This is a genomic window from Gemmatimonadales bacterium (genome assembly GCA_036265815.1).
Classification (GTDB): Bacteria; Gemmatimonadota; Gemmatimonadetes; order Gemmatimonadales; family GWC2-71-9; genus CAVVWJ01.
Map to the genome: position 1 here is coordinate 86,549 of DATAOI010000001.1, position 21,660 is coordinate 108,208.

Below are 21,660 nucleotides of genomic sequence, written 5' to 3' on the forward strand. Positions count from 1 at the left end.
ACCATGTGCGGCATTGCCGGCATCATCGCTTCCGCGGACGCCCGCCTCGACGAGGCGATCGAGCGCATGGTTGGCTGCCTGCGCCATCGGGGTCCCGACGGCGACGGCATCTGGTGCGGGCCCTCCGGCACCCGCCAGGTCGCGCTGGGACAGACCCGGCTTGCGATACTGGACTTATCCGACGCGGGCCGGCAGCCGATGTGGTCGATGGACGGAAACCACGCCCTGATCTACAACGGCGAGGTCTACAATTACCTCGAGCTGCGCTCCGAGCTCGCCGCCGCCGGCATACAGTTCCACTCCGGGTGCGATACCGAGGTCGTGTTGCAGGCGCTCACCGCCTGGGGGCCCGCGGCGCTGGAGCGGTTCAACGGCATGTGGGCCCTCGCGCTGCTGGACCGCCGGCGGGGCACCCTCTTCCTTGCCCGCGACCGGATGGGGGTGAAGCCGCTGTACCTGCACAGCGATGAGGCCGGAACGGTGTACTTCGGCTCCGAGATCAAGGCGATCCTGGCGGGGACCTGCCGACGGTTCACCGTGAACCCCACGGTGGCGGCGCGGTATCTGGAGCAGCAGCAGCTGGATGCGCAGAGCGAGACTTTCTTCGCGGGTATCACGCAGCTCCCGGCGGGTACTCACCTCACCATCGATCTCCGGCAGGGCTCCGCCACGCGGCTTCCCGAGCCGAGCTCCTTCTGGCGGCTGCCACTCGAGGACCACTTCACCGGTACCGAGCAGGACCGCATCCAGGCGGTTCGCGAGCTGTTCCTCGACAGCGTCCGCCTGCGCCTCCGGAGCGACGTGCCGGTGGGGGTCCTCCTCTCGGGCGGGGTTGACTCCTCCTCGATCGCCGTCGCGATGCAGCACTCGCTGGGGCGGGAGTCGGATCTGCATGCGCTGGCGGCCGTCAGCGACGATCCGGCCTACAGCGAAGACCAGCACATCGATCGCATGACCCGGCACCTGGGGTGCCCGGTGCACAAGGTGCGGCTCCCGTCGGAGCCGGGCCCGCTGGCGCATCACCTCGACCGCGCGATCTACCACGGAGACGAGCCGCTCGGAGGGCTCTCGCCGGTGGCACACTACCTGGTCATGGAGCAGGCCAGGGAGCTGGGTATCACGGTCCTGCTGACCGGCCAGGGCGCCGACGAGCTCCTGTGCGGCTACCTCAAGTACCTCGGCTTCCAGCTCGAATGGCTGGCGCGCCGGGGCCGCCTGCTGGAGGCTGGCCGACTCCTTTCCGCCTTTGCCGCTCAGGGTACCGTCCTGCGCCAGTTCCGGGTGGCCGACGCCCGCCGGTACCTGCCCCGGGCGCTGCGGCCCTCGCAGGTGGACATCCGGGGAGCCCGGCTCCGCCCCGGCGGCGCCCCCCTGGAGCTCGGCCTGGGTGGCCTGGACCTGGTGCGGCGCCAGGCGGAGGACCTCGCTCGCTACTCGCTGCCGGCGCTGCTGCACAACGAGGACCGCATGTCCATGGCTTACAGCCGGGAGATGCGGGTGCCGTTCCTCGACTACAGGCTGGTCTCTCTGCTGCTGCCGATGGCCCCGAGCTGGAAGCTCCGGGGCGGCTGGACCAAGTGGATCTTCCGCCAGGCCATGGCGCCCGATCTGCCCCCGGCCATCGCCTGGCGGAAGGACAAGAAGGGGTTCACCACCCCGGAGGACCGCTGGGTGGCCGGGGGCCTGCGGCCCTGGATCCTCGCCCGGCTGGCTGAGCCCATGCTCACCGAGGAATGGGGACTGATCGACCGGGCAGCGCTCCGCACCCGCTACGCGGCGTACCTGGCGCAGGGTCCCCGGGGCAGCATGCGGGCGCAGGACATCCTCTGCCCCCTCATGCTGGAGCTCTGGGCCCGGCGGTTCAACGCCTCCCTGGCCGCTCCCGCCCTATGACCCATCGAAATCCGGGGCGTCCCCGGTCCTATTACACTTCACCGGCAACGGGGGAGGTGCGATGAGTGTGGGCAACGTCACAGGGTCGGGCACGGGTCGCCTGAGCACGGGGTTCCACGAGGCGGAAGCCTCGGAGATCCCTCCGCTCTCCCTGGCCAGTGTCGGGGTGGTGCTCCTCAGGTACCGGTACCTGATCACCATCGCGGTCCTCACCGTGAGCACCGTCCTTGTCTCCGCCGGGCTGCTGGCGCACCGGTCCTATACCGCCACCGCCAGCTTCGTTCCTCAGACCACCGATAAAGGGCTCTCCCGTCTGGCCGGCCTCGCCGCTCAGTTCGGCGTCGTGGGGCTGCCCACGGGCAACGGGCCCAGCCCGGAGTTCTACGCCGACGTGATGACCTCACGCCAGCTCCTCCGGGCGGTGGTCGACACCCGGTTCCCCGCTGATTCCGGGGGTTCGCTCCTGCTCGCTGACGTGCTGCACGCGCCGGGGGGCGGTGCCCTCCGCCGCGAACGGACGGTGGATCGGCTGCTCCGGGCCGTGGGTGTGGTGACGTCCAACAAGACTGGCATGGTCGAGCTGGACGTGCGCCTTTCCGACCCGGTGATCGCCCAGCAGGTCGCGCTCAGGATGCTCGAGCTGCTGAACGACTTCAACCTGCGCACCCGGCAGTCCCAGGCACGGCAGGAGCGGCTCTTCGCCGGGCGGAGGATGGACGAGGTGCGGGGGGAGCTTCGGACCGCCGAAAACGCCCTGCAGGCGTTCCTGCAGCAGAACCGGGACTTCGAGGACTCGCCCCAGCTGTCCTTCCAGCGGGATCGCCTCCAGCGGGAGGTTTCCCTGCGCCAGCAGGTCTACACCTCACTGGCCACCTCGTACGAGCAATCCAAGATGGACGAGGTGCGGGACACCCCGGTGATCACGGTGGTCGAGTCGCCGGTCCTCCCGGTGGAGCCGGACTCCCGGCGCCTGATCGTCCGGGCCGTCGTGGGGGTGACCCTGGGGCTGATGCTTGGCGTGCTCCTTGCTTTTGGGCGCGAATATGGCAGGCGCAATCGCGAGGCGGGTGACACGACCTACGAGGACTTCGTGGTGCTGCAGCGGGAGGCGGTGGACGACCTCAAGCGTCCCCTCCGATTGCTGCGCCGCGGCCGATAACTCGCGGGCGGGACCGCCGGGGTACTCTAACCGTCGGAAGGGCAAAGTCTTGACTGCGCCCCCGTTCACAGAGATACTCTAGCGCAATGTCAGCCTTCTCTCCGTTGCCGGTAGCGAACAGCGTCCGCAATCGCTACTTGTTCGGGTCGGACGTGCTGCTCTTCGCCGCGTCGACGATCCTGGCGTTCACGCTCCGGTTCGAGGGCTTCGACTGGGGCTCCGACCAGATCCACGCCGCCCGCCTGTACCTCCTGTTCTCCCTCCCCCTCAAAGTCAGCATCTTCTGGTTCGTCGGCCTCTACCGGCGGCTCTGGCGGTACGCTGGCATGGTGGACCTGGAACGGCTGATCTCCGCCTCGTCCCTGTCGGGGCTGATCTGCCTGCTGATCGGGGGGCTGCTCCTGCCCAGCGCCGGACTGATCGCAAGCCGGGTGCCGATCTCGGTCCTGTTTCTGGACGCCCTGATCACCGCCGCCTTCGCCGCCCTTCCCAGACTGGCGGTCCTGGCCTACGGCCGGCGGGGACAGTGGCGCCGGCTGGAAGATGGACGCCGTGCTCTGATCGTGGGCGCGGGGGCGGCCGGGGAGATGATCGTCAAAGAGCTGCTCAGCCACCCGATGCTGGGACTCAACCCGATCGGCTTCGTGGACGACGACCGCTCCAAGCACGGCCACCGGATGTGCGATCTCCCGGTCCTGGGTCCAATCTCACAGATCCAGAAGATCGTGACGGCCCATGAGGTCGACGAAGTAGTGATCGCCATGCCCCGGGCGTCGGGCGCCACGGTCCGCCAGGTGGTGCGCGCCGCGCTCCTGGCGGGGGTCAAGACCCGGACCGTCCCCTCCATGTCCGATATCATCTCCGGCAAGGTGAGCGTCGCCTCGCTGCGGCAGGTTGAGATCCAGGACCTGCTCCGGCGGGAGCCGATCCAGACCGACCTCGAGCTGGTCCGTTGTCTGGCTACCGGAGAGACCGTCCTGGTCACCGGCGCCGGGGGGTCCATCGGCGGCGAGCTCTGCCGCCAGCTCGCCGGACTCGATCCGGCGCAGATCCTTCTCCTGGGACACGGGGAGAACTCGATCTTCGACATCCAGGCCGAGCTCTCGGAGCGGTTCCCCACCACCTGTCTGGTCCCCATCATCGCCGATGTGCGGGACCGGGAGCGGATGCGCAACGTCTTCGAGCGATATCAGCCCTACGCCGTGTTCCACGCGGCCGCGCACAAGCATGTGCCGCTCATGGAGGAGAACGTCGCCGAGGCGGTGACCAACAACGTGCTCGGCACCAAGAACATCGCCGAGCTGAGCGCCGAGTTCGGGGTCGAGCATTTGGTGATGATCTCGACCGACAAGGCGGTCCGGCCCACCAACGTCATGGGGGCCACCAAGCGGCTGGCGGAGCAACTGGTGCAGGAGATCGCGGAGCGGCAGCGGCGGAACTTCCTGGCCGTGCGGTTCGGCAACGTGCTGGGGAGCCGCGGCAGTGTGGTACCCACATTCCTCCGGCAGATCCAATCCGGGGGTCCGGTGACCATCACCCATCCCGAGATGCGCCGCTATTTCATGACGATCCCCGAGGCGGTGCAGCTGGTGCTGCAGGCCGGCGCCATCGGCAAGGGCGGAGAGGTCTTCGTGCTGGATATGGGAGAGCCGGTCCGGATCGTCGACCTGGCCACCGACCTGATCCGGCTCTCGGGTCTCGAGGTGGGCCTCGATATCGAGATCCGGTTCACCGGCGCGCGACCCGGAGAGAAGCTCTACGAGGAGCTCTTCTTCACCTCCGAGAACGCCTTCCCGACCGAGCATCCCAAGGTGCTGCGGGCCAAGAATGGGCTGCTGCCGGTCGGGCTCCGGAGCGTGGTGGACCTGCTGATCGAGGGCGCGCAGCGCGAGTGGTCGGACGATGACCTGCGGGCCCAACTGGTCCGCCTGGTGCCCGACTACCGCCCGGTGGAGCCGGGACCCACACGTTCCACGCCGGGTGGCATCGCCCGGGCTGGATGAGCCGAGGGGATCAGAGCCTCCGCGCCCGGGTGTAGAACGAGGAGCCGATCAAACGCCGGCTCAATCGTCCGCCCACCAGCGGTAACACTCCCGTCGCCAGCAGCAACCGCAAGTCGAGCAGCGGCGAGGCCCGGCGGGCATAGAGCCGGGCCAGCGCGAGCTTCCGCGGCAAGAGCACCCGGCTATAGAAGTCGGGCTCCCCACCATGCGCCGCGAGCAGCTCCTCCTCGTCGCGGAACACCAGCGATGCCCAATCCACCATCCCGGGCCTCAACTGCTCCAGCGCGCGAAAATCGCGGGGACGATCCTCAACGTACCGGGGCACCTCGGGGCGGGGACCCACCAGGCTCATCTCCCCTCTGACCACGTTGGCGAGCTGGGGAAGCTCGTCCAGCTTGGCCCGCCGGAGCCGACGCCCTATCGCCGTGACCCTGGGGTCGCCCGCCGCGGTGACCTGGGGACCGGGTGCCGATCGCATCGTCCGTAGCTTGAGGATATGGAAGCGGCCCCCACCCCGGCCGACTCGCTCCTGCCGGAATAGCACCGGCGGACCGTCCACCGCGAGGACCGCGAGCGCGCAGGCGGCCAGAAGCGGCGCGGTCAGAATTCCGAGACCGGTGGAGAGCAGCAGATCCGCCGGGCGCTTGCCCCAGGAGATCCAGAGCCGGGCCAGGGCGGCCCGGCTCACGCCGCGAAGCAGCCGCTGATCTCGGTGACGGCCGCCACCACCCGCTCGACGTCTTCGTCCGACATGACCGAATAGATGGGCAGGGAGACCAGCGTGGGATAGGTCGCTTCGGCCACCGGGAACTCCTCCGGACGGTAGCCGTAACGCTCCCGATAAAACGGTTGGCGATGCAGCGGGATGAAGTGGACGCTGGCGCCGATCTGCCGCTTCCGGAGCTCGCCGATGAATCCGCTTCGGTCGATGCTCAGCCGGTCGAGCCGGAGCCGCAGAGGGTAGAGATGCCAGGCATGCTGAACGTGGGGGCGCTGGGCCGGCAGCACCAGCGTGTCCAGATCGGCAAAGGCAGCGTCATACCGCCGGGCGATCTCCCGCCGACGGGCCAGCATCGTCTCGGCGCGGGAGAGCTGCACCCGGCCGAGCGCGGCGGCAATGTCGGTCAGGTTGTACTTGTAGCCGGCCTCCAGCACCTCGTAGTGCCACTTGCCGTCCGACCCGTAGCGATTCCATGCGTCCCGGCTGATCCCATGCAGCGCCATGAGCCGCGCCCGATCGGCGACATCGGGGTCGGAGGTGCATAGCATGCCCCCTTCCCCCGTGGTGATCGTCTTGGTGGCGTAGAAGCTGAAAGCCGTAGGGCAGGGGAAACCGCCGATCCGGGTGTCGCGTACCGCGGCCGGCAGCGCGTGCGCGGCATCGTCCAGCACCGGGATCTCGAGCTCGTGGGCCAGCGCCAGCATGTCTTCCATGTCACAGGGATGGCCGCCGTAATGCACGGGCAGGATGCCGCCCAGCCGGCCGCCGCTGGTGCGGTGCCGCCAGCTCCCGCCGCTTCGCACGTAGTCCCGCTCCACCGCGGCGCGGAGGATCGCCGGCGAGAGGTTGAGGGTGTCCGGCTCGACATCCAGGAACCTGGCCCTGGCCCCCAGGTATTCCGCCACTTCCGCCGTGGCCGTGAAGGTCAGGGTGCTGGTGAGCACCTCGTCCCCGGCCCTGATGCCCAGAGCCTCGAGGCCCAGGTGGAGTGCCGCGGTACAGGAGTTCACCGCCACCGCGTAGCGGGCCCCGACGTATTCGGCGAACTCCCCCTCAAACGCCCGTACCTCCGCCCCGGTCGTGATCCAGCCGGATCGGAGCACCGCGGTCACGGCGTCGATCTCGGCCTCGGTGATGTCAGGGGCGGCGAATGGAAGGAAGAGACCGGGGGCGGACGTTTCGGGGCTCAAAGGCGCGCCTTCGAAGCAGTGGTGTCGTAACGACACGCCCTCAACGGGCAGGATGACACGCCCTGAGCGGGCCAGGGACTATGCGTTGGGCAATATAACTATGGTCCTGGGGATGTCCGGGGGATCAGCCAGCGCACCCCGGCGAGCGATCCGGCGCCATAGACCAGGTGATACAAAAAGAACACCGGTGGCAGAAGGAGCCCCGCAGCCCGCCGGGTGCGGATCGCGATGTGGACCGCGGCTACGGCCGCGGCCGCGGCATAGGCAACCAGCTCCAGGCCGAGGAACGCCCGAGCCGCCGGGAGCCTGGTGGCCAGAATCGTACCCAGGCAGAGCGACAGGGTGAATCCGGCGGGCACCACGTGCCGCCACTGGAAGGCGCCCGGGGTCTGCCGCCAGACTTTGACGTTCCAGTAGGCGTTCCGAAACCCTTGCCGGAGGAGGCCAGTCAGGGTGCCGCGCGCCCGATAGACGCTTCCCACCTCCGGGTCCAGGAACACCCGGTACCCGGCCCGTGCCACCCGCCCGAAGAACTCGGTATCCTGGTTCCGGACCAGCGCGGTCTCGAAGAGCCCGACGCCGTCGAACACCTCGCGGCGGAAGAGGGCGAACGGCACCGCGTCCACGTAGGCGGCTCGGCGGGAGACGCGGAAGCGGCTGTTGCCCACTCCGAACGGATGGCTCACCACCTGGGCGAGCATCCACCCGAGCAGACCGGGTGCGCCAGGCTCGGTCCGGACCGGGCCACCCACGATGTCCGCCTCACCGGTGGCCAGGCGAGCGAGCGCGGCGGTGAAGAACGACGGATCCACCCGGCAATGGGCGCTGAGGATGGCGATGAGCCGGCTCCGGGCCTGGCTGATCCCCAGGTTGAATGCCCAGGGGGTCGACCGGTGGGGATTGTCGACCAGCCGGGTGTCCGGGTGACGGTGCTGGTAGCGGCCGGCGATCTCCCGGCTACCGTCGGTGCTGCCTCCGTCCACCACCAGAATTTCCCCGGCCCCGCCGATCTCACCTAGCGCCTCGATCACCGAGTCCAGGCACTCGGGGAGAAACCCCGCTTCGTTCAGCGCCGGGATCACCACGGACACCGTGGGCGAATGGTCTACGGGCTGGTCGGTGGCTATTTTAGCCCCGGCAGGCAGACCCGATCCGAGAGACCACGATGAACCCAGAGACGCGGCCCGCGCCGGGCGCCGAACGCGAGCGGCTGAGGGCGGCATATGCCCGCCGGTCGAACGACGATCGGCGGTATTCCTGGTTCGAGCCGGGTCATCTCTTTCTCATGCAGGAGCGCGAGCGGGCGGTCCTGCGCGCCCTGTCGCGGCACGGGCTGGAAGATCTGCAGGCGCTTCGGATCCTGGAGATCGGCTGCGGGGACGCCAACTGGCTGCGGGACCTGGTCCGTTGGGGCGCCAGGCCGGAGCGGCTGGTGGGAGTCGATGTCCTCCCCGAGAGGCTGGGGGATGCGGTCAAGAAAGGGCCACCGGAGACCGGCATCGCCCAGGCGAGCGGGGAGGAGCTTCCGTTCCCCCCGGAAACCTTCGATCTCGTGATCCAGTCCACCGTGTTCACTTCGATCCTCGACCAGACCACGCGCATCGGGGTGGCTCGGGAGATGATGCGAGTGCTCAGGCCTGGCGGGAGCGTGCTCTGGTACGATTTCCACGTGCCCAATCCGGGAAATCCGGATGTCCAGCCCGTCGGCCGGGGGGAGTTGCGCCGGCTTTTTCCAGGCTCCGCGATCGACCTCCATCGGGTGACCCTCGCGCCGCCCATCGCCCGCCGGGTGGCTCGATGGAGCTGGCTCGCCGGTCTGCTCCTGGCCCGGATCCCTCTCCTGCGCACCCACTCGCTCGCGCTCATCACCAAGAGTCGATAAGGGCTGGTACTCAGCGCTTCGCCACCACGACCAGAGTCACCAGCGCACCCAGCACCTGAGCCGCGATCCCCAGCAGGCTGGGGAGATTGCTCGGCCGATCCTGGGCCACCTTGGTGGGGACGAACACGGCCGCGCCGGAGCCCGGCTTTGGGACGTGGTCCGCCAGGATCGACCTCCGCTTGACGGCTTCCCGCTTGCCATTGGGCTGGGTGACGTAGGGACGCTTCGAGTCGGCGTTCTGGGCGTATCCGCCGGCGGCGCTCACGTACCAGTCGAGCGATTTCCCCGGCGTGTACGCCACCGGTCCCGGTGAGTTGACGGCGCCCTGGACCTGCACGATCGGATTGTATTCCGGGACGTTGATCGAATCCCCGCTCACCAGGATGATGTTCTCCTGAAACTTCCGATCCTGAAGCACGCGTGCCAGGTCGATTCCGACCCGCTCGGCGTATCCGTGTGGCAGCGCGCCGTTGCCGTTGGTCGGACGGTCGAGCACCGGTAGGCGCTCATCGCCGCCGCCACCGGCCGGCGCGTGCGCCCGGTAGAACTGGACCCCTGCCGCATACGCCTCGGCGGTCAGCCCACCGGCGCGATCGATGAGATCCCCCAGCCGCTCGGTCCTGCTGCGGAGCGCGTAGCGGCCGGGGAACTTGACCTGGCCCGTAAGGTAGACCAGCCGCTGCTGGTCGAACCCCGCCTGGCGCATGATCAGCACGTTGTCGTACGGCTCGAGTGGGACTTCCGGCGCGCCCGAGGCCGGGGCCGGCGCGCCCGGCGGGCCGAGGTATTCGCCGGCTCGGGTCCGGCCGAAGAGGTACGTCGAGTCGAGCGGCACCCGGAGCGTCTGGGCCAGGGTTTGCGGATCGCGCCGGTCGGCGATACGGGCGATCTCCGCTTCCTTGAGATACGCATCTTCGGTGAGACCATCCGCCAGCAGGATCGCGTCCCGCATGGTCATACCCTCACGGAAGGGAACCCTGCCGGAGCGCCGCACCGCGCCGACCACCGACACGTACCGGACGCCCCGGAAAGTGGAGCGGGAGAAGATCCGGACCTCGTCCTGATCCTCCAGCACGAGATCGCCTCGCAGCTTGCCGGTGGAGTCGGCAAAGGCGGAGCGGAGCTGCGCCATGCTCGAATCCTCCCGCACCCGGGTGATCAGGATCTGGTCGAGGTAGACGTCCGGCCTGGGTCCACCGGCCAACCGCAAGGCGTCGCTCAGCTTCATGCCCGGAGTGAATCCGACGCGACCCTCGACCCACACGTTGCCCTTGACGGTGACGTATCCCCGGAGCCGGTCGGCGATCGAGAAGACTGTCACCGAGTCGCCCGGCGCGATCGGCACCGGGGGCGCCTGCCCATTCACGAACTGATCGGCGGCGATGTCGATCACCACGCGGGCGCGGCCACCCGGCGCCCGGTCCGCGGGCTGGAGGATCCGCTGGATCTGCACCCGCGACTGGTAGGCCGAAGGGTCGAAGCCGCCGGCGAATCCGATGAGCTCGCGAAGAGTCTCCCCGGGCTTGGTCTCGTAGATCGCCGGCCGGATCACCTTGCCGGCCAACCGCACCAGCGCGGAATGCACCGGCACGAAGACCACATCGCCGTTGGATAGCCGGACGTCGGAGCTGTTGTTGCCGTGGAGCAGGTAGTCGTACAGGTCGAGCGAATCCACCAGCTTGCTGCCGCGCCGGATCTCGACCTGGCGGAAGCTGCCGTTCTCGGTCGGGCCGCCCGCGGCATAGAGCGCGCTCATCACGGTGCCCGCCCCGGAGATCTGATACGAGCCGGGCCGCACCACGTCGCCCGCCACGAAGACCTGGATGTTCCGCAGGCGGGCGAGGGAGATCTGGAATTGGGTGGTGGCGCGGGCATCCCTCCGGACGCCGGAGTAGACCCGGTGCAGCCGGGCATAGAGCTGGTCCCGCAGCTCGCCCTGCGTCAGGTTGGCCACGTAGACCTGACCCACCGAGGGAATCACCACGAACCCCTCGCGGGTGACCTCCAGGGTGTAGGCCTGCTGCACGTCTCCGGTGAGGATCAGCACCAGAATGTCGCCGGGACCGAAGCGGTAGTTCTCGTCGACCGGGCCCGCCATGTTGGGCTGGAAGCGGGTCGAGGCCTTGCGAAACGTCTCCAGGCCGAAGAGGTGGAGCTGGTTGGGCCGCAGCCGTCCGAGCGAGTCGGCCAGCGAGTCGGCCCGGAGCGAGTCGGTGCGCAGGTCGGTGAGTGAATCGACGATCTGCTGCAGCGAGTCGCTCAGGACCCGCACCGAGTCGCGCATGCGGAGAGAATCGAGCTGCTCGTCGCTCACCACCCCCAGCGCACGCACCGCGTCGAAGGTCCGCGGCCCGGGACGCACCATGCGGGTGGTATCGGCCCCCGCGATGTACTCATCCAGCAGATTCTCCGGGTAGCCTGCGGCCCGGAGCCGAGTCCGGATCTGGTCGGGCGTAAGTCCCGAGCTGCCGAGCGAGCGGCGAAGCTGATCCACCACGGCCGGGTTCTGCAGCAGCGCGCGAGCCGAGTCGGTGCTCGGCAACTCGCCCGAGGGCAGCTGGGTGGGCACCTGCGCGGAGAGAGCGGCAGCGGCCGAAAGCAGCACACAGGCCAGAACCCCGGCGACCCTGAGGCGCTGGCCAAGTCGAAGAGCTGGAATGGACATGAGGTGCGAAGATCGCTCGTCAGAAGGCGAAGTCAAGCGGTTGCAGGAACGAGGCCCGACCAGAATCGGCGGGTCTGCTCCGCGATGGCAGCGTCGGAGTACCGCTCCAGGACCCGGCGCCGCCCGGCCGCGCCGAGGCGCTGGTGCTCCTCGGGCGAATCGTGCAGCCGCTGGAGCACCTCGGTCAGCGCGCCGACGTCCTCTTCCGGAACGAGGAGGCCCGCGTCACCCAGGATCTCGGGGAGCGCACCCGCGGAGGTGGCCACCACGGCCACGCCGCGGGCCATGGCGTCGAGGGCGGCTCGCGGGCTGGCCTCGATCCAACGGGGCGTGGTGCGCGAGGGAATCACGATGCAGTCGAGTCGAGGCCAGACCTGGTCCACCGCATCGCGCGGCAGCGCGCCCAGCCAGGTGACCCGTCCCGCCAGGCCCAGCCGTTCGGCCAGCCCTTCCAGCTCCTCCTGGGCCGGCCCCGTCCCCACGACGGTGAGGCTCCAGCGGCCCACCAGCTTCACGCAGGCCCGGAAGAGCAGATCGAGACCCTTCTCCGGCACCAGGCGGCCGACGAACCCGAGGGCCAGTCCGCTGTGCGGCACTCGTTCCGCGGTGAGCGGAAGCCGCACCCCGAGCTGGGGCCCCACCTGGAACGGAAGGGTGGGGCGGACCCGGAGGGCCAGACGCGCGGCGAGCTCGTTCACGGCGGCGAGACCGGCCGCCCCACCCAGCACCCGGTTCCGCCGGTAGCGCGCCACCGGCGCGTACGCCCTTGGAAGACTCTCCCGGGCAAGGACCACGTAGGGCACTTTGAGCCGCCGGGCGATTCGCGCCGCGATGGACGCGCCCCGGGTCCACGGCTCCTCCTCGATCTGAATGATATCGGGACGAAAATCGGTCAGCAGAGCGCGGAGCGCGCTCGCGCGCCAGCGGGGGTTCGGGTCCGCGGCGCGGCCGCGGATCGGAATGGGGACGGTCCGGACCCGGGCCTCGTCCTCCCATGACGTCTGCTGCTCGTGGGACAGCCCGGCAGGGACCCAGCGGTCCGGAACCGCCGCCGCCACCGCGAGATCGAGGCCGGCCAGCGCCTTGAGCTTGCCTCGCGCGGCGGGGTCGGCGTACACCCGGGACATCACCACGGCACGCACGTCAGTTGCCGCCGGGGCCAGGAGAGTGGCTCACGCGGCGAGCAGCGGCGCGACGGCCGCGGCGATGCGCGTGGCCGCGTGTCCATCGCCGTAAACGGTCCGGTCCCAGCCCGGCCCGGCCGCCCAGCGCCGCCGCTGGCTCTCGACCGCCTTGCCCAGTCCCGCCACCGCGCTCGGGTCCAGGGCGAGATTGGCGCCCAGCTCGACGGTCTCCTCCCACTCGGTCTCCCGGCGCAGGGTCACACACGGAACGCCCAACCAGTACGCCTCCCGCTGGAGACCGCCCGAGTCGGTGACGACGACGGCGGCTCCGCGGGTGAGCGCCAGGCTCTCCAGGTAGCCCACCGGAGGCACCACAGCGAGCCCGAGCTCGGCGGCGAGACCGGGCGCGCTGGCATCGAGCACGGCACGGGTCCGTGGATGCAGTGGAAGCACCACCGGCAGGTCGAGCGCGCCGAGTGCCGTGAGCGTCTGGCAGAGCAGCTCGGGCCGGTCGGTCAGCTCGGCACGGTGCAGCGTCGCATAGCAATAGGGCGGGTCCGGTGCAGGCGCCGGGGGGAGCTGATCCAGGTGGGCCCGAAGCACGTCATGGGCGACGTCGCCCGTCACCAACACGATGCCGTCGCCGCAGCGCTCGGCCCGGAGCCGGGCGGCGGCGCGCTCCGAGGGCGCGCACAGCACGGTGGCGAAGGCGTCGACCACTCGGCGGTTGATCTCCTCCGCCATCAGCGCGTCGCGGGAGCGGAGGCCGGCCTCCACGTGCACCACCGGGATTCGCAGCTTGCCGCCGGCCAGGGCGCAGCCCAGCGTGGAGTTGGTGTCCCCGATGACCATGATCACCCTGGGTCTCCGCTCGCGGAACACCCGCTCGGCGCGGACCAGTATGGCCGCGGTCTGCTCCGCCTGGCCCGCCGAGCCCACGTCCAGCAGCACCTCCGGGGCACGGACGCCGAGCTGCTCATACAGCAGCGCATTGAGCTCGTAGTCGTAATGCTGGCCGGTGTCGATGGCGAGCACCGCGCCGAGCCGGTCCAGCGGACCGCGGAGCGCGCTGGCCTTGATCACCTGCGGCCGGGTCCCGTAGCAGAGCGCGATATCCGTCCGGTCCATGGGTCTCCGAGAATCGTGGGCGATCGGGCGGTGGGACGCGCCTAAATGTGGCAGGACACCCGGCCGACTCCAAGGGCGCGCGGCGCGGCGCGCACGCCGGTTGACTTCGGTCACGGATCATAGCGAACTTCGCGTGACTCCCATGCGCATCCTCCACCTCGCGAAGTATTACTGGCCGCGTTCGGGCGGCATGGAACGGGTGGTCCAGAGCCTCGCCGAGGGCGCGGCGAACCTGGGCCACCAAGTCGAGGTGGTCGCGGTCGAGAGCCGGGGCCGCGCCGGCAGTCAGGGCCGGCAGCGCTCCGCGGTGACCCGGGCCTTCTCCTTCGCTGCCCTGGGCACGCAGGAGATCGCCCCTGGATACATCGCCGCGGCGTGGAAGCGGGCCGACATCATCCACGTCCACCATCCTCACCCGCTGGCCGACGTGGCCTGCCTGCTTCGGGCCCGGCGCACTCCGGTGGTGGTCACCCAGCACGCCGACTCCCGCCACTCCGCGTACCGCCCGCTCACCCGCCTGGTGCTCCGCCGCGCGGCAGCGGTCGTGGTCCCCAGCCGAGCCCACCTGGCGCTCTCCAGCGAGCTGCAGGGCTACGAGAGCAAGGTAGAGGTCATCCCCTTCGGTATCGACCAGACCCGCTGGGAGATGGTACCACCACCGCCGCCGGGGGGAACGCCCCGGGCCATCTTCATCGGACGCCTCCTGGCGTACAAGGGACTGGACATCCTGCTGCGGGCGCTCGAGCGGGTGCCGGGCCTGCGGCTGGACATCGTGGGCTCGGGGCCGGAGGGGCCCAGGCTCCGCACCCTGGCGCAGGCGCTGGAGATCACCGAGCGGGTGCGCTGGTACGGCGAGCATCCCGATGAGGACCTGCCCCGCCGGATGGCGGATGCGGACTTCCTGGTGCTCCCATCGGTCACTGTCGAGGAGATGTTCGGCCTCGTGGTGCTCGAGGCCATGGCCGCCGGCCGGCCGGTGATCACCACGGCACTGCCCAGCGCCGTGCGCGAGGTCAATGTCCCCGGGGTCACCGGACTGGAGGTGCCGCTCCGCGACGTGTCCGCGCTGGCCCAGGCTCTGGAGACCCTCGGCGGGGACGCCGGCCGGCGCCGGGCGATGGGGGAGGCCGGCCGCAAGCGGGTGCACGAGCGGTTCACCCAGGCCGCCATGGCGGAGCGCCATATCGAGCTGTACGAGCGGATCCGAGCCGGCCGGCGGTAGTGCCCCTCCAACTTTCAGTCTGAACTAGGCGGCCTTCCTGCGGGCCAGTGCGGGGAAGCCATGGCGCCGGCGCACCAGCATCCAGAGCACCGGAGCGATTACGGCCACCAGCGCCAGGATGATGCCGGTGTCCTTGTTCGACACATTGAGGAGCTTGAGGGCCGACGCCAGCAGCACGAAGGCCAGCGCCCGTCGTACCAGGCCGCCCGGCGCGCGCGCCGACAGATGGGCTCCCACCCAGACACCGGGAACACACCCCACCAGCATCGAAGTCGTGAGCCCCAATCGGAAGTCGCCGAAGAGGATGTGCCCCACGGCGGCGGAGGCCACAAGGGGCACCGCCTGGACCAGGTCAGTGCCCACCAGCTCGCTGGCCTTGAGCGTGGGGTAGAGCGCCATCAGCGCGATGATGATCAGCGACCCCGACCCCACCGAGGTGAGACCGACCACGAGGCCTCCTAGCGCGCCAAGGATGAGGGTCGGAATCGGCCGGAGCTGGACCGATGGGCGCCCCTGCGGGAGCGGATCTGCCCGGCCGTCGCGACGGCGGGCCCGCTCGAGCAGCCGGATGTAGGCCCGCACCGTGAGCCCGAACGCCGCGAGGAGCAGGGCGACACCGAGCGAGAGCCGGATCACGTCCTGCACCTGCTGTCCCTTGCCCAGCGCCCGGGCGATGAGTACGCCGCTGAACGCGCCGGGAATGGAGCCCACGCAGAGCCACCTGACTAGACCCAGGTGGACCGTGCCCCGGCGCAGATGGACGATCGAGCCCACCGGCTTCATCACCGCGCTCGCCACCAGGTCGGAGGACACGGCCGTGAGCGGCAGCACGTTGAAGAAGAGGACCAGCACCGGTGTCATCAGCGCCCCGCCCCCCATGCCGGTGAGGCCGACGACGATGCCGATGCCGAAGGAGGCGAGGGCGAGGAGCGGATCGATGTTCATGGGCACCCTAGTATACCCTGATCCGTCCGCCGGTACCCGGTCAATCCTCCTCCAGCTCCAGAATTCTCAGGAGCGGTCGTCCATTGACCTGCGCGAGCGGCACGTACAGCAGGTGGGTGCGGGGATCGAGTGCGACGGAGTGGGCGTGCGGTGCGCGGTAGGTCGCCAGCGGGATCAGTCTCTCGCCCCGGATCTGGAACGCCGCGATCGCGCCCGACTCCGAGGCGACGAACAGGCGGCCACGCTCGACGTCGATCGCGAGCACGTCGGGCTCGTCCCCGACGGGATACGTCTCCAGCAGGCGCCCGGTGCGGAGGTCGAGCACACCCAGCCGGCCGTTCCCTTCGCCCGCCACGTAGGCCAGCTGGTGGACCGCGTCGATCACGAGGCCGTGGGGCCGTTCGATGCCTGGAACCGCGACGCGCGCCACCACCGCGTCCGTCGCGGGATCGATGGCGGCAAGCTGATCCCGGGTCTGCACCGCGACCCAGATGCGGCCCGAGACCGGGTCGTACTGGGTATTGCCCACCTCACCGTTCATCGGAATCGGCGGGAGCGGCACGGATGACGCCGCATCGATGACCAGCTCCTGCCGGCCATACTCGTCCGATACGAAGAGCTTGTGCGCCGAGGGCGCGTACGCCAGCCCGTCAGGAAATCGACCGGCCTCCACCCGGGAGAGCACCCGGCCGGTGTGGGCGTCCAGCACCGCCACTTGATGCTTCTCGCTGAGGGAGACGAAGACCCGCCGGAGCGACGGAACAGCAAGCACGCCCGTTGCACCGGCCATGCCCGACACGCGCGCCACGACGCGCCGGCTCCCGACATCGAACGCGAGGACCTCGCCGGCCGCCATGTGCGCCAGCCACAGCAGCGTCGAGCTCGAGTCGAAGCTCTGGTAGTCGAAGCGGCCCGCTGGGCCGGGCAATGGCACTTCGGCGACCATCCGCCACTTCGGCGCGGGCCCGGGCGCTTGGGCTGCTGCTGTGGCGGTGAGAAGCGCCAGGAGTGGGGCGGAGCGGATTGAAGTCACCGGAGTTGGGTCACCACGACGCCGATGACACCGGCGGCGATGATGATTATAGGCTCCAAGGCGAAGCGGACGCGGGCCAGCACTAGGAGCGCCGCGACGGCAATCAGGGCGGTCGGCACATCGACGATCGCCCGGCGACCGAGGACCACGACGGCGCCGGCGAGAGCTCCCGCGGCAGCCGCGGTGACTCCGTCGACCGCGGCTCTCAGACGCTGATTTCCGGTCACCCGGTGGAACCAGGGGGCCGCCGCGACCACCGCCAGATAGGTCGGCAGAAACATGCCCACCGCGGCTGCGAGTCCGCCCACCGGACCGGCCACCAGGTAGCCGATGAAGGCCACCGTAATGACGACGGGCCCGGGGGTGATCATCGATACGGCGACCGCATCGAGGAACTGCCGCTCGGTGAGCCAGCCGTAGTCCCGAACGACTCCGCCGTGCAGGAAGGGCACCACGGCGAGCCCGCTGCCGAAGACGACGACCGCCGCCTTGGCGAAGAAGCCGAGAATCCGGAGCAGCGTCTCGCTGGAGGCCGTACCATGGAGGCCGGAGAGGAGCCACCACCAGGGGAGCACGGCCGCGGCCGCTCGTCCGGACGTGGCGACTCGCTCCTGCCAGACGCGCCACATCAGGACCACCACTCCGCTGAGGCCGAACACCCACAGAATCTCGGCTTCCTTCCAGGCGACCACCACGGCATTCACCAGGACGACGACCCAGAGGAGCGGATCACGGCTGACGCTGGTTCGCAGCAGCTTGCTCGCACCGCGTGCGATGATCGCGATGACGGCGGCGCCGATGCCGTAGAATGCCCCCCGCATCCACGGGAGTCCCCCGAATCGGACGTAGCAGGCCGACAGCACCAGCACCATGAGGAGCGAGGGTCCGACGAAGGCCAGTCCCGCGATGGTGGCTCCCCACACGCCCCAACGAACCCAGCCGAGGTAGATCGCCAGCTGGGCAGCGAGCGGTCCGGGGGCCAGCTGGGCAAGCGCGAGTCCTTCCTTGTACTCGGCCGTCGAGATCCATTGGCGGCCCTGGACCAGGTCCCGGTGCATGGCGGCAGTCAAAGCGATCGGCCCGCCGAATCCCACGGTGCCGAGCCGGAGGAAGTACCACGCCAGGCGGGCCCGCGTGGCCTCAGCCGGCATACCGCTCGTCCACGGTCAGCGTGAAGAGGACGAGTCCGATCGCCCCGATGGCTCCTGCCATCAGGAACGGGGTCGTGGGCGAGACCTTCCACAGAAGCCCGCCCACCGTGGCCGCCGGCGCGATGGCGAGGCTCCGGAGCAGGTAATAGAGCCCGACGCCGCGTGCACGCAGGTCGGGCCGGACCAGATCGAGGATGAGCGCCTTCCGCGCCGGCTCGCCGATCTCCCGCAGGCCGCCGACCACGAACGCCAGGACCAGCCCCTGCAGCGAGTGCGCGGCCACCACGGCCAGCGGGAAGCTCGCGAAGGCGACGAAGGTGGCGACCACGAATGGCTTCCGCCCGAACCGGTCGGCCAGGCGGGCGGCAGGCAAAGAGCAGAGGATGACGGTGGCCATCTGCACGCCGATGAGGCCGCCGAACACCGGCGGGCTGATTCCGGCGACGTTGACCGCGTACAGCACCAGAAAGACGTCGACCATCGCGTCGCAGGTACGAATGCAGATGTCGGAGACCAGGAGTCGCCGAAGCGGTCCCGGGAGCGAGCGCCACACCAGCCGGACGTTGGCCGGAGCGGGCGCCGCGGGCCGATCGAGCCGCATGCGTCGCACCACGGCGAGGGTCACCAGGGCAAGGACCACGGACGTCAGAAGGCCAGCGCGCACGCCGGCCTGGATCCCCGCCACTGCGATGACGGCACCCCCCAGGGCCGGCGCCACCAGGATCGGCACCCGGCGGAGAATCGCTTGAACCGAGAATCCGACCGAGCGCCGGCCGGCCGGCAGCGCGTCCCCCACCACGGCGAAGAGCGTGGGGCTCGCCATGCTGGTCCACGCCATGATGAAGAGGAGGCCCACGAAGACCACCGGCCAGGCCGGCGCGGCCGCGATGATGATGTAGCCCACGGCGGCCAGCATCACGAAGAGCAGCAACGCGTGCCGGCGGCCGTACCGATCACTGGCCCAGCCGCCGGGATACTGGTAGAGGCCGTCGAGCGCGTCTTCTACGCTGCCGTAGGCGCCGATCGCCACGATCGGCGCGCCGAGCGCCTGCAGGTACTTGGGCAGGAAACGGCGCCAGAGGTTCTCGCCCAGCGCCATGAGGAACATGGCGGCCACCACGGCCAGCGTGTTCCGCTCCAGCGCGAGCAGGTGACCTACCCGGCCCAACCGGCTGGGTGGCACCGGCCGGGTCACCGGGTCAGGCGCTGGACCCACGCGTAGAGACCGTCGTAGAGCCGGTAGGTGAAGCGGAGGAGCTCCTGGTCGTCGGGGATCACCAGCCCGAGCCCGCGGACGATGGCGTCGAGTCCGGGCGCCTCGGGTGAGCGGAACTTCTCGTCGTCGAGGTCGGCGTCGTGGACCATCGCGGCGATCTCCTGCAGCGCCGGATCGGTGAGCCGGTAACGCAGGAGGATGCTCTCGAAGGAGCAGCGGCCCTGGTGATGGCCCAGCTCGACGCCGCGCATGTCGAACGGCGTGCCCCCCAGCGCGGCCGCCGCCTCCGTGTCCTCGGCGAACCCGAACTCGGCCTCCGGATCCACGAAGCGCCGGAGCAGCCAGGCGCACGCGGTCCGGTCAACGTGCGGATGCGGCCGGGTGATCCAGCGCATGGGCGTCTCTGGCAGTGCGGGTGACGGAACGGGGGAGGTCCAGGGCTGCGAGGGCATCGGCGATCGCCGCGGCCGCGCTCAGCCGCCCAGGGGCGCGGAAGTAGTCACGGTGCCGCTCCAGGCGGAGCGCGCGCTCCAATCCTTGGAGCTGGCGGAGCGCGGATGGCTTGTCGGACGGCGCGGCACGCCGGCGAGGCCGCCCGGCCGCGCGCACCAGGTCGCGCGCGGACTGGGCCAACCCCGCGTAGCGGTCATCCGCCTCGGCGCGGAAGCGGCGCACCAGCTCGCGGTCCTGTGGCTGGTCCAGACTGGCGGCCTCCCAGACGAACGCCGTCCCGCCTTGCTCGGCGATCTCCTCGGCGAGCCACTCGAACGCTTCCCGGGTCTTGGGATCGGCGGGTAGCAGCCACACGGCATCGTGGAGCAGCACGGCGCCAAGACGGCGGAGCCGGCGCCAGACGCCCAGGCGGAGACGGCTGGGGTCGCGGGGGAGGCGGGAGGAGAGGAGGATCCAGCGGAGCGGGGGCATGGAGAGAAGGTAACCACCGTTACATGTAGATCAACGGCCGCCTGGTGCGGCCTCGGGCGTATCACGCTGCTGTATCTCGGCTATGCCGGGCGGGGGGTGATTCCTGCAACGAGGTGAGCGGGGGAGCCGGCTCACCCGAGGATCTTCTCGAACCAGTGCTGGGCGTAGGGATCGTCGTTGAACGACGCCACCTCGCTATAGCCCGCGCTACGGTACAGGCCAATCGCTTCCAGCAGCGCGTGATTGGTCTCCAGCCGCAGCCTCGTCAATCCCAACTCCCGCGCCTCCGCCTCCAGCGCTTCCAGCATGCGCCGTCCGATGCCGAGCCCGCGCACCGTGTCGGCCACCCACATGCGCTTGAGCGAGCCGACGCCGGGCGCGATCGTCTTCACCGCCCCGCAGGCGACGGACTCGCCGTCAACCGACGCCACCAGAAACGCGCCACGCGGCGGGATGAGGTCACCATCCTCGGCGGACAGGCTGGCCGCCGGATCGAACCCGGCTTCGAAGCGCTGGTTCAACTCGTCGAAGTATCGGCCGACGCACCATCGCGCGGCCGGGTCGGCTGGATCGACGCACTCGATCTGGAGGCCGGCCACCAGCAGGAGCCGGTGCACCTCCGCCATCGCGGCCACCAGGCGCGCGCGTTGGGCCTGCGTCAGCAACTGCAGCACGGCTTCGGCGGCGGTATCGGAGCGCGCATTCATCTCGCGCAGCTCCCGCCGCCCTTTCGCCGTCAGGCGAGCCTCCCGGACCCGCTGGTCGGCACGGCTCTGAGTCAGTCGGACGAGACCCTTCTTCTCCAACGCAGTGACCAGGCGGCTCACGTACCCGGAATCGAGTCCCAGGCGCCGACGGAGGTCGCGAAGGTCAGCGCCCTCGTTTCCGATCTCGTAGAGCAGGCGTGACTCGCCCAGCGGGCGGGCGCGCCCGAGGAAGTGGTCGTTCAGCGCGCCGGCGCGCTGGGTGACCAGTCGGTTGAAGCGGCGGACCTGAGCGATCTCGTCGGCGAGCATTGTCTGACTTAGTCAGACTTATGCCTGATGTAAAGTCATTACTTCACGCCCGCGTCATCAGCCGGTATCCCACCCCCGGCTCCGTGAGCAGCAGCCTCGGCCGCGCGGAATCGCGCTCCAGCTTCTGCCGCAGCTGCGCCATGTACACCCGCAGGTAATGCGTCTGCCCCTCGTAGTTGGCCCCCCAGACCTCGTGCAGCAGGTGCCGGTGGGTGAGCACCTTGCCGGCGTTCCTAACCAGGGTGACCAGGAGCTTGTACTCCGTCGGAGTGAGGTGGACCTCGTCGGAGAGCCGGAACACCAGGCGGCGCTCCAGATCCACTCGAAGCTCCCCGGTCTCGAACAGGGGTCCGGCCGATGCCGCCGAGTGGGACGCGTGGCGCAGCGC

The 21,660-nt window shown here is 69.8% G+C and carries 19 protein-coding genes; 5 read left to right on the forward strand and 14 right to left on the reverse strand.

Annotation, left to right across the window (positions count from 1 at the left end):
* Positions 1-3 precede the first annotated feature (3 nt).
* The 3 genes from asnB (at position 4) to VHR41_00380 (ending at position 5,055) form a co-directional block, all read left to right on the forward strand.
* Positions 4-1,893 (forward strand): asparagine synthase (glutamine-hydrolyzing), encoded by a 1,890-nt coding sequence (asnB, locus tag VHR41_00370; protein ID HEX3232618.1) that lies wholly within the window; start codon positions 4-6, stop codon positions 1,891-1,893.
* A 61-nt stretch (positions 1,894-1,954) separates the two neighbouring features.
* Complete coding sequence (locus VHR41_00375; protein HEX3232619.1) at positions 1,955-3,052, forward strand: GNVR domain-containing protein; 1,098 nt, start codon at positions 1,955-1,957, stop codon at positions 3,050-3,052.
* An 86-nt stretch (positions 3,053-3,138) separates the two neighbouring features.
* Entirely contained in the window at positions 3,139-5,055 is a 1,917-nt protein-coding gene (locus tag VHR41_00380) for a nucleoside-diphosphate sugar epimerase/dehydratase (protein ID HEX3232620.1), read from the forward strand.
* 10 nt (positions 5,056-5,065) lie between these two features.
* Here the strand turns inward: VHR41_00380 and VHR41_00385 are convergent, their stop codons facing one another.
* The 3 genes from VHR41_00385 to VHR41_00395 form a co-directional block, all read right to left on the reverse strand.
* Positions 5,066-5,743, reverse strand: a complete 678-nt coding sequence (locus VHR41_00385) for a sugar transferase (protein ID HEX3232621.1) — start codon at positions 5,741-5,743, stop codon at positions 5,066-5,068.
* On the reverse strand, positions 5,740-6,966 hold the full coding sequence (locus VHR41_00390) for a DegT/DnrJ/EryC1/StrS aminotransferase family protein (protein ID HEX3232622.1): 1,227 nt from the start codon (positions 6,964-6,966) through the stop codon (positions 5,740-5,742). The genes VHR41_00385 and VHR41_00390 overlap by 4 nt, the downstream gene beginning before the upstream one ends.
* Positions 6,967-7,064: 98 nt before the next feature.
* Positions 7,065-8,048 carry a glycosyltransferase family 2 protein gene (locus VHR41_00395; protein HEX3232623.1) on the reverse strand — a complete coding sequence of 328 codons (984 nt, stop codon included), beginning with the start codon at positions 8,046-8,048 and terminating at the stop codon, positions 7,065-7,067.
* 83 nt (positions 8,049-8,131) lie between these two features.
* On the opposite strand from VHR41_00395, the gene VHR41_00400 reads away from it, so the two are divergent.
* Positions 8,132-8,848 (forward strand): class I SAM-dependent methyltransferase, encoded by a 717-nt coding sequence (locus tag VHR41_00400; GenBank protein HEX3232624.1) that lies wholly within the window; start codon positions 8,132-8,134, stop codon positions 8,846-8,848.
* A gap of 10 nt (positions 8,849-8,858) precedes the next feature.
* Here the strand turns inward: VHR41_00400 and VHR41_00405 are convergent, their stop codons facing one another.
* From VHR41_00405 to VHR41_00415, 3 genes are read right to left on the reverse strand one after another with little or no spacing between them, the layout of a single operon-like run.
* The gene (locus tag VHR41_00405; protein HEX3232625.1) at positions 8,859-11,513 is read right to left on the reverse strand and encodes an SLBB domain-containing protein; all 2,655 of its coding nucleotides are present in this window, start codon (positions 11,511-11,513) and stop codon (positions 8,859-8,861) included.
* Between the two features lie 32 nt (positions 11,514-11,545).
* Positions 11,546-12,655, reverse strand: coding sequence for a glycosyltransferase (locus tag VHR41_00410; GenBank protein HEX3232626.1), 1,110 nt, complete (start codon positions 12,653-12,655; stop codon positions 11,546-11,548).
* Positions 12,656-12,685: 30 nt separating this feature from the next.
* The gene (locus tag VHR41_00415) at positions 12,686-13,765 is read right to left on the reverse strand and encodes a UDP-N-acetyl glucosamine 2-epimerase (protein ID HEX3232627.1); all 1,080 of its coding nucleotides are present in this window, start codon (positions 13,763-13,765) and stop codon (positions 12,686-12,688) included.
* A gap of 142 nt (positions 13,766-13,907) precedes the next feature.
* On the opposite strand from VHR41_00415, the gene VHR41_00420 reads away from it, so the two are divergent.
* Positions 13,908-14,987, forward strand: a complete 1,080-nt coding sequence (locus VHR41_00420) for a glycosyltransferase (GenBank protein ID HEX3232628.1) — start codon at positions 13,908-13,910, stop codon at positions 14,985-14,987.
* A 24-nt stretch (positions 14,988-15,011) separates the two neighbouring features.
* On the opposite strand, the gene VHR41_00425 is transcribed toward VHR41_00420, so the two are convergent.
* The 8 genes from VHR41_00425 to VHR41_00460 form a co-directional block, all read right to left on the reverse strand.
* On the reverse strand, positions 15,012-15,932 hold the full coding sequence (locus tag VHR41_00425) for a sulfite exporter TauE/SafE family protein (protein HEX3232629.1): 921 nt from the start codon (positions 15,930-15,932) through the stop codon (positions 15,012-15,014).
* A 40-nt stretch (positions 15,933-15,972) separates the two neighbouring features.
* On the reverse strand, positions 15,973-16,866 hold the full coding sequence (locus VHR41_00430) for a PQQ-binding-like beta-propeller repeat protein (protein ID HEX3232630.1): 894 nt from the start codon (positions 16,864-16,866) through the stop codon (positions 15,973-15,975).
* Positions 16,867-16,961: 95 nt separating this feature from the next.
* Positions 16,962-18,116 (reverse strand): chromate efflux transporter, encoded by a 1,155-nt coding sequence (chrA, locus tag VHR41_00435; GenBank protein ID HEX3232631.1) that lies wholly within the window; start codon positions 18,114-18,116, stop codon positions 16,962-16,964.
* The gene (locus VHR41_00440; GenBank protein ID HEX3232632.1) at positions 18,106-19,332 is read right to left on the reverse strand and encodes an MFS transporter; all 1,227 of its coding nucleotides are present in this window, start codon (positions 19,330-19,332) and stop codon (positions 18,106-18,108) included. Before VHR41_00440 ends, chrA begins: the two co-directional genes overlap by 11 nt.
* Positions 19,308-19,727: a chromate resistance protein ChrB domain-containing protein gene (locus VHR41_00445; GenBank protein ID HEX3232633.1), complete on the reverse strand. Its 420-nt coding sequence runs from the start codon at positions 19,725-19,727 to the stop codon at positions 19,308-19,310. The genes VHR41_00440 and VHR41_00445 overlap by 25 nt, the downstream gene beginning before the upstream one ends.
* Positions 19,693-20,256, reverse strand: a complete 564-nt coding sequence (locus VHR41_00450) for a Chromate resistance protein ChrB (protein HEX3232634.1) — start codon at positions 20,254-20,256, stop codon at positions 19,693-19,695. The genes VHR41_00445 and VHR41_00450 overlap by 35 nt, the downstream gene beginning before the upstream one ends.
* Positions 20,257-20,387: 131 nt before the next feature.
* The gene (locus VHR41_00455; protein ID HEX3232635.1) at positions 20,388-21,272 is read right to left on the reverse strand and encodes a bifunctional helix-turn-helix transcriptional regulator/GNAT family N-acetyltransferase; all 885 of its coding nucleotides are present in this window, start codon (positions 21,270-21,272) and stop codon (positions 20,388-20,390) included.
* A 43-nt stretch (positions 21,273-21,315) separates the two neighbouring features.
* A partial coding sequence (locus VHR41_00460) for a winged helix-turn-helix domain-containing protein (protein ID HEX3232636.1) occupies positions 21,316-21,660 on the reverse strand: 345 nt, incomplete at its 5' end.

Bases quoted from the DNA above. Each gene is read 5' to 3' on its own strand.
- asnB (HEX3232618.1), top strand. From the start codon at position 4: ATGTGCGGCATTGCCGGCATCATCGCTTCCGCGGACGCCCGCCTCGAC.
- VHR41_00375 (HEX3232619.1), top strand. From the start codon at position 1,955: ATGAGTGTGGGCAACGTCACAGGGTCGGGCACGGGTCGCCTGAGCACG.
- VHR41_00380 (HEX3232620.1), top strand. From the start codon at position 3,139: ATGTCAGCCTTCTCTCCGTTGCCGGTAGCGAACAGCGTCCGCAATCGC.
- VHR41_00400 (HEX3232624.1), top strand. From the start codon at position 8,132: ATGAACCCAGAGACGCGGCCCGCGCCGGGCGCCGAACGCGAGCGGCTG.
- VHR41_00405 (HEX3232625.1), bottom strand. From the start codon at position 11,513: ATGTCCATTCCAGCTCTTCGACTTGGCCAGCGCCTCAGGGTCGCCGGG.
- VHR41_00415 (HEX3232627.1), bottom strand. From the start codon at position 13,765: ATGGACCGGACGGATATCGCGCTCTGCTACGGGACCCGGCCGCAGGTG.
- VHR41_00420 (HEX3232628.1), top strand. From the start codon at position 13,908: ATGCGCATCCTCCACCTCGCGAAGTATTACTGGCCGCGTTCGGGCGGC.
- VHR41_00425 (HEX3232629.1), bottom strand. From the start codon at position 15,932: ATGAACATCGATCCGCTCCTCGCCCTCGCCTCCTTCGGCATCGGCATC.
- chrA (HEX3232631.1), bottom strand. From the start codon at position 18,116: ATGCCGGCTGAGGCCACGCGGGCCCGCCTGGCGTGGTACTTCCTCCGG.
- VHR41_00445 (HEX3232633.1), bottom strand. From the start codon at position 19,727: ATGCGCTGGATCACCCGGCCGCATCCGCACGTTGACCGGACCGCGTGC.
- VHR41_00450 (HEX3232634.1), bottom strand. From the start codon at position 20,256: ATGCCCCCGCTCCGCTGGATCCTCCTCTCCTCCCGCCTCCCCCGCGAC.
- VHR41_00455 (HEX3232635.1), bottom strand. From the start codon at position 21,272: ATGCTCGCCGACGAGATCGCTCAGGTCCGCCGCTTCAACCGACTGGTC.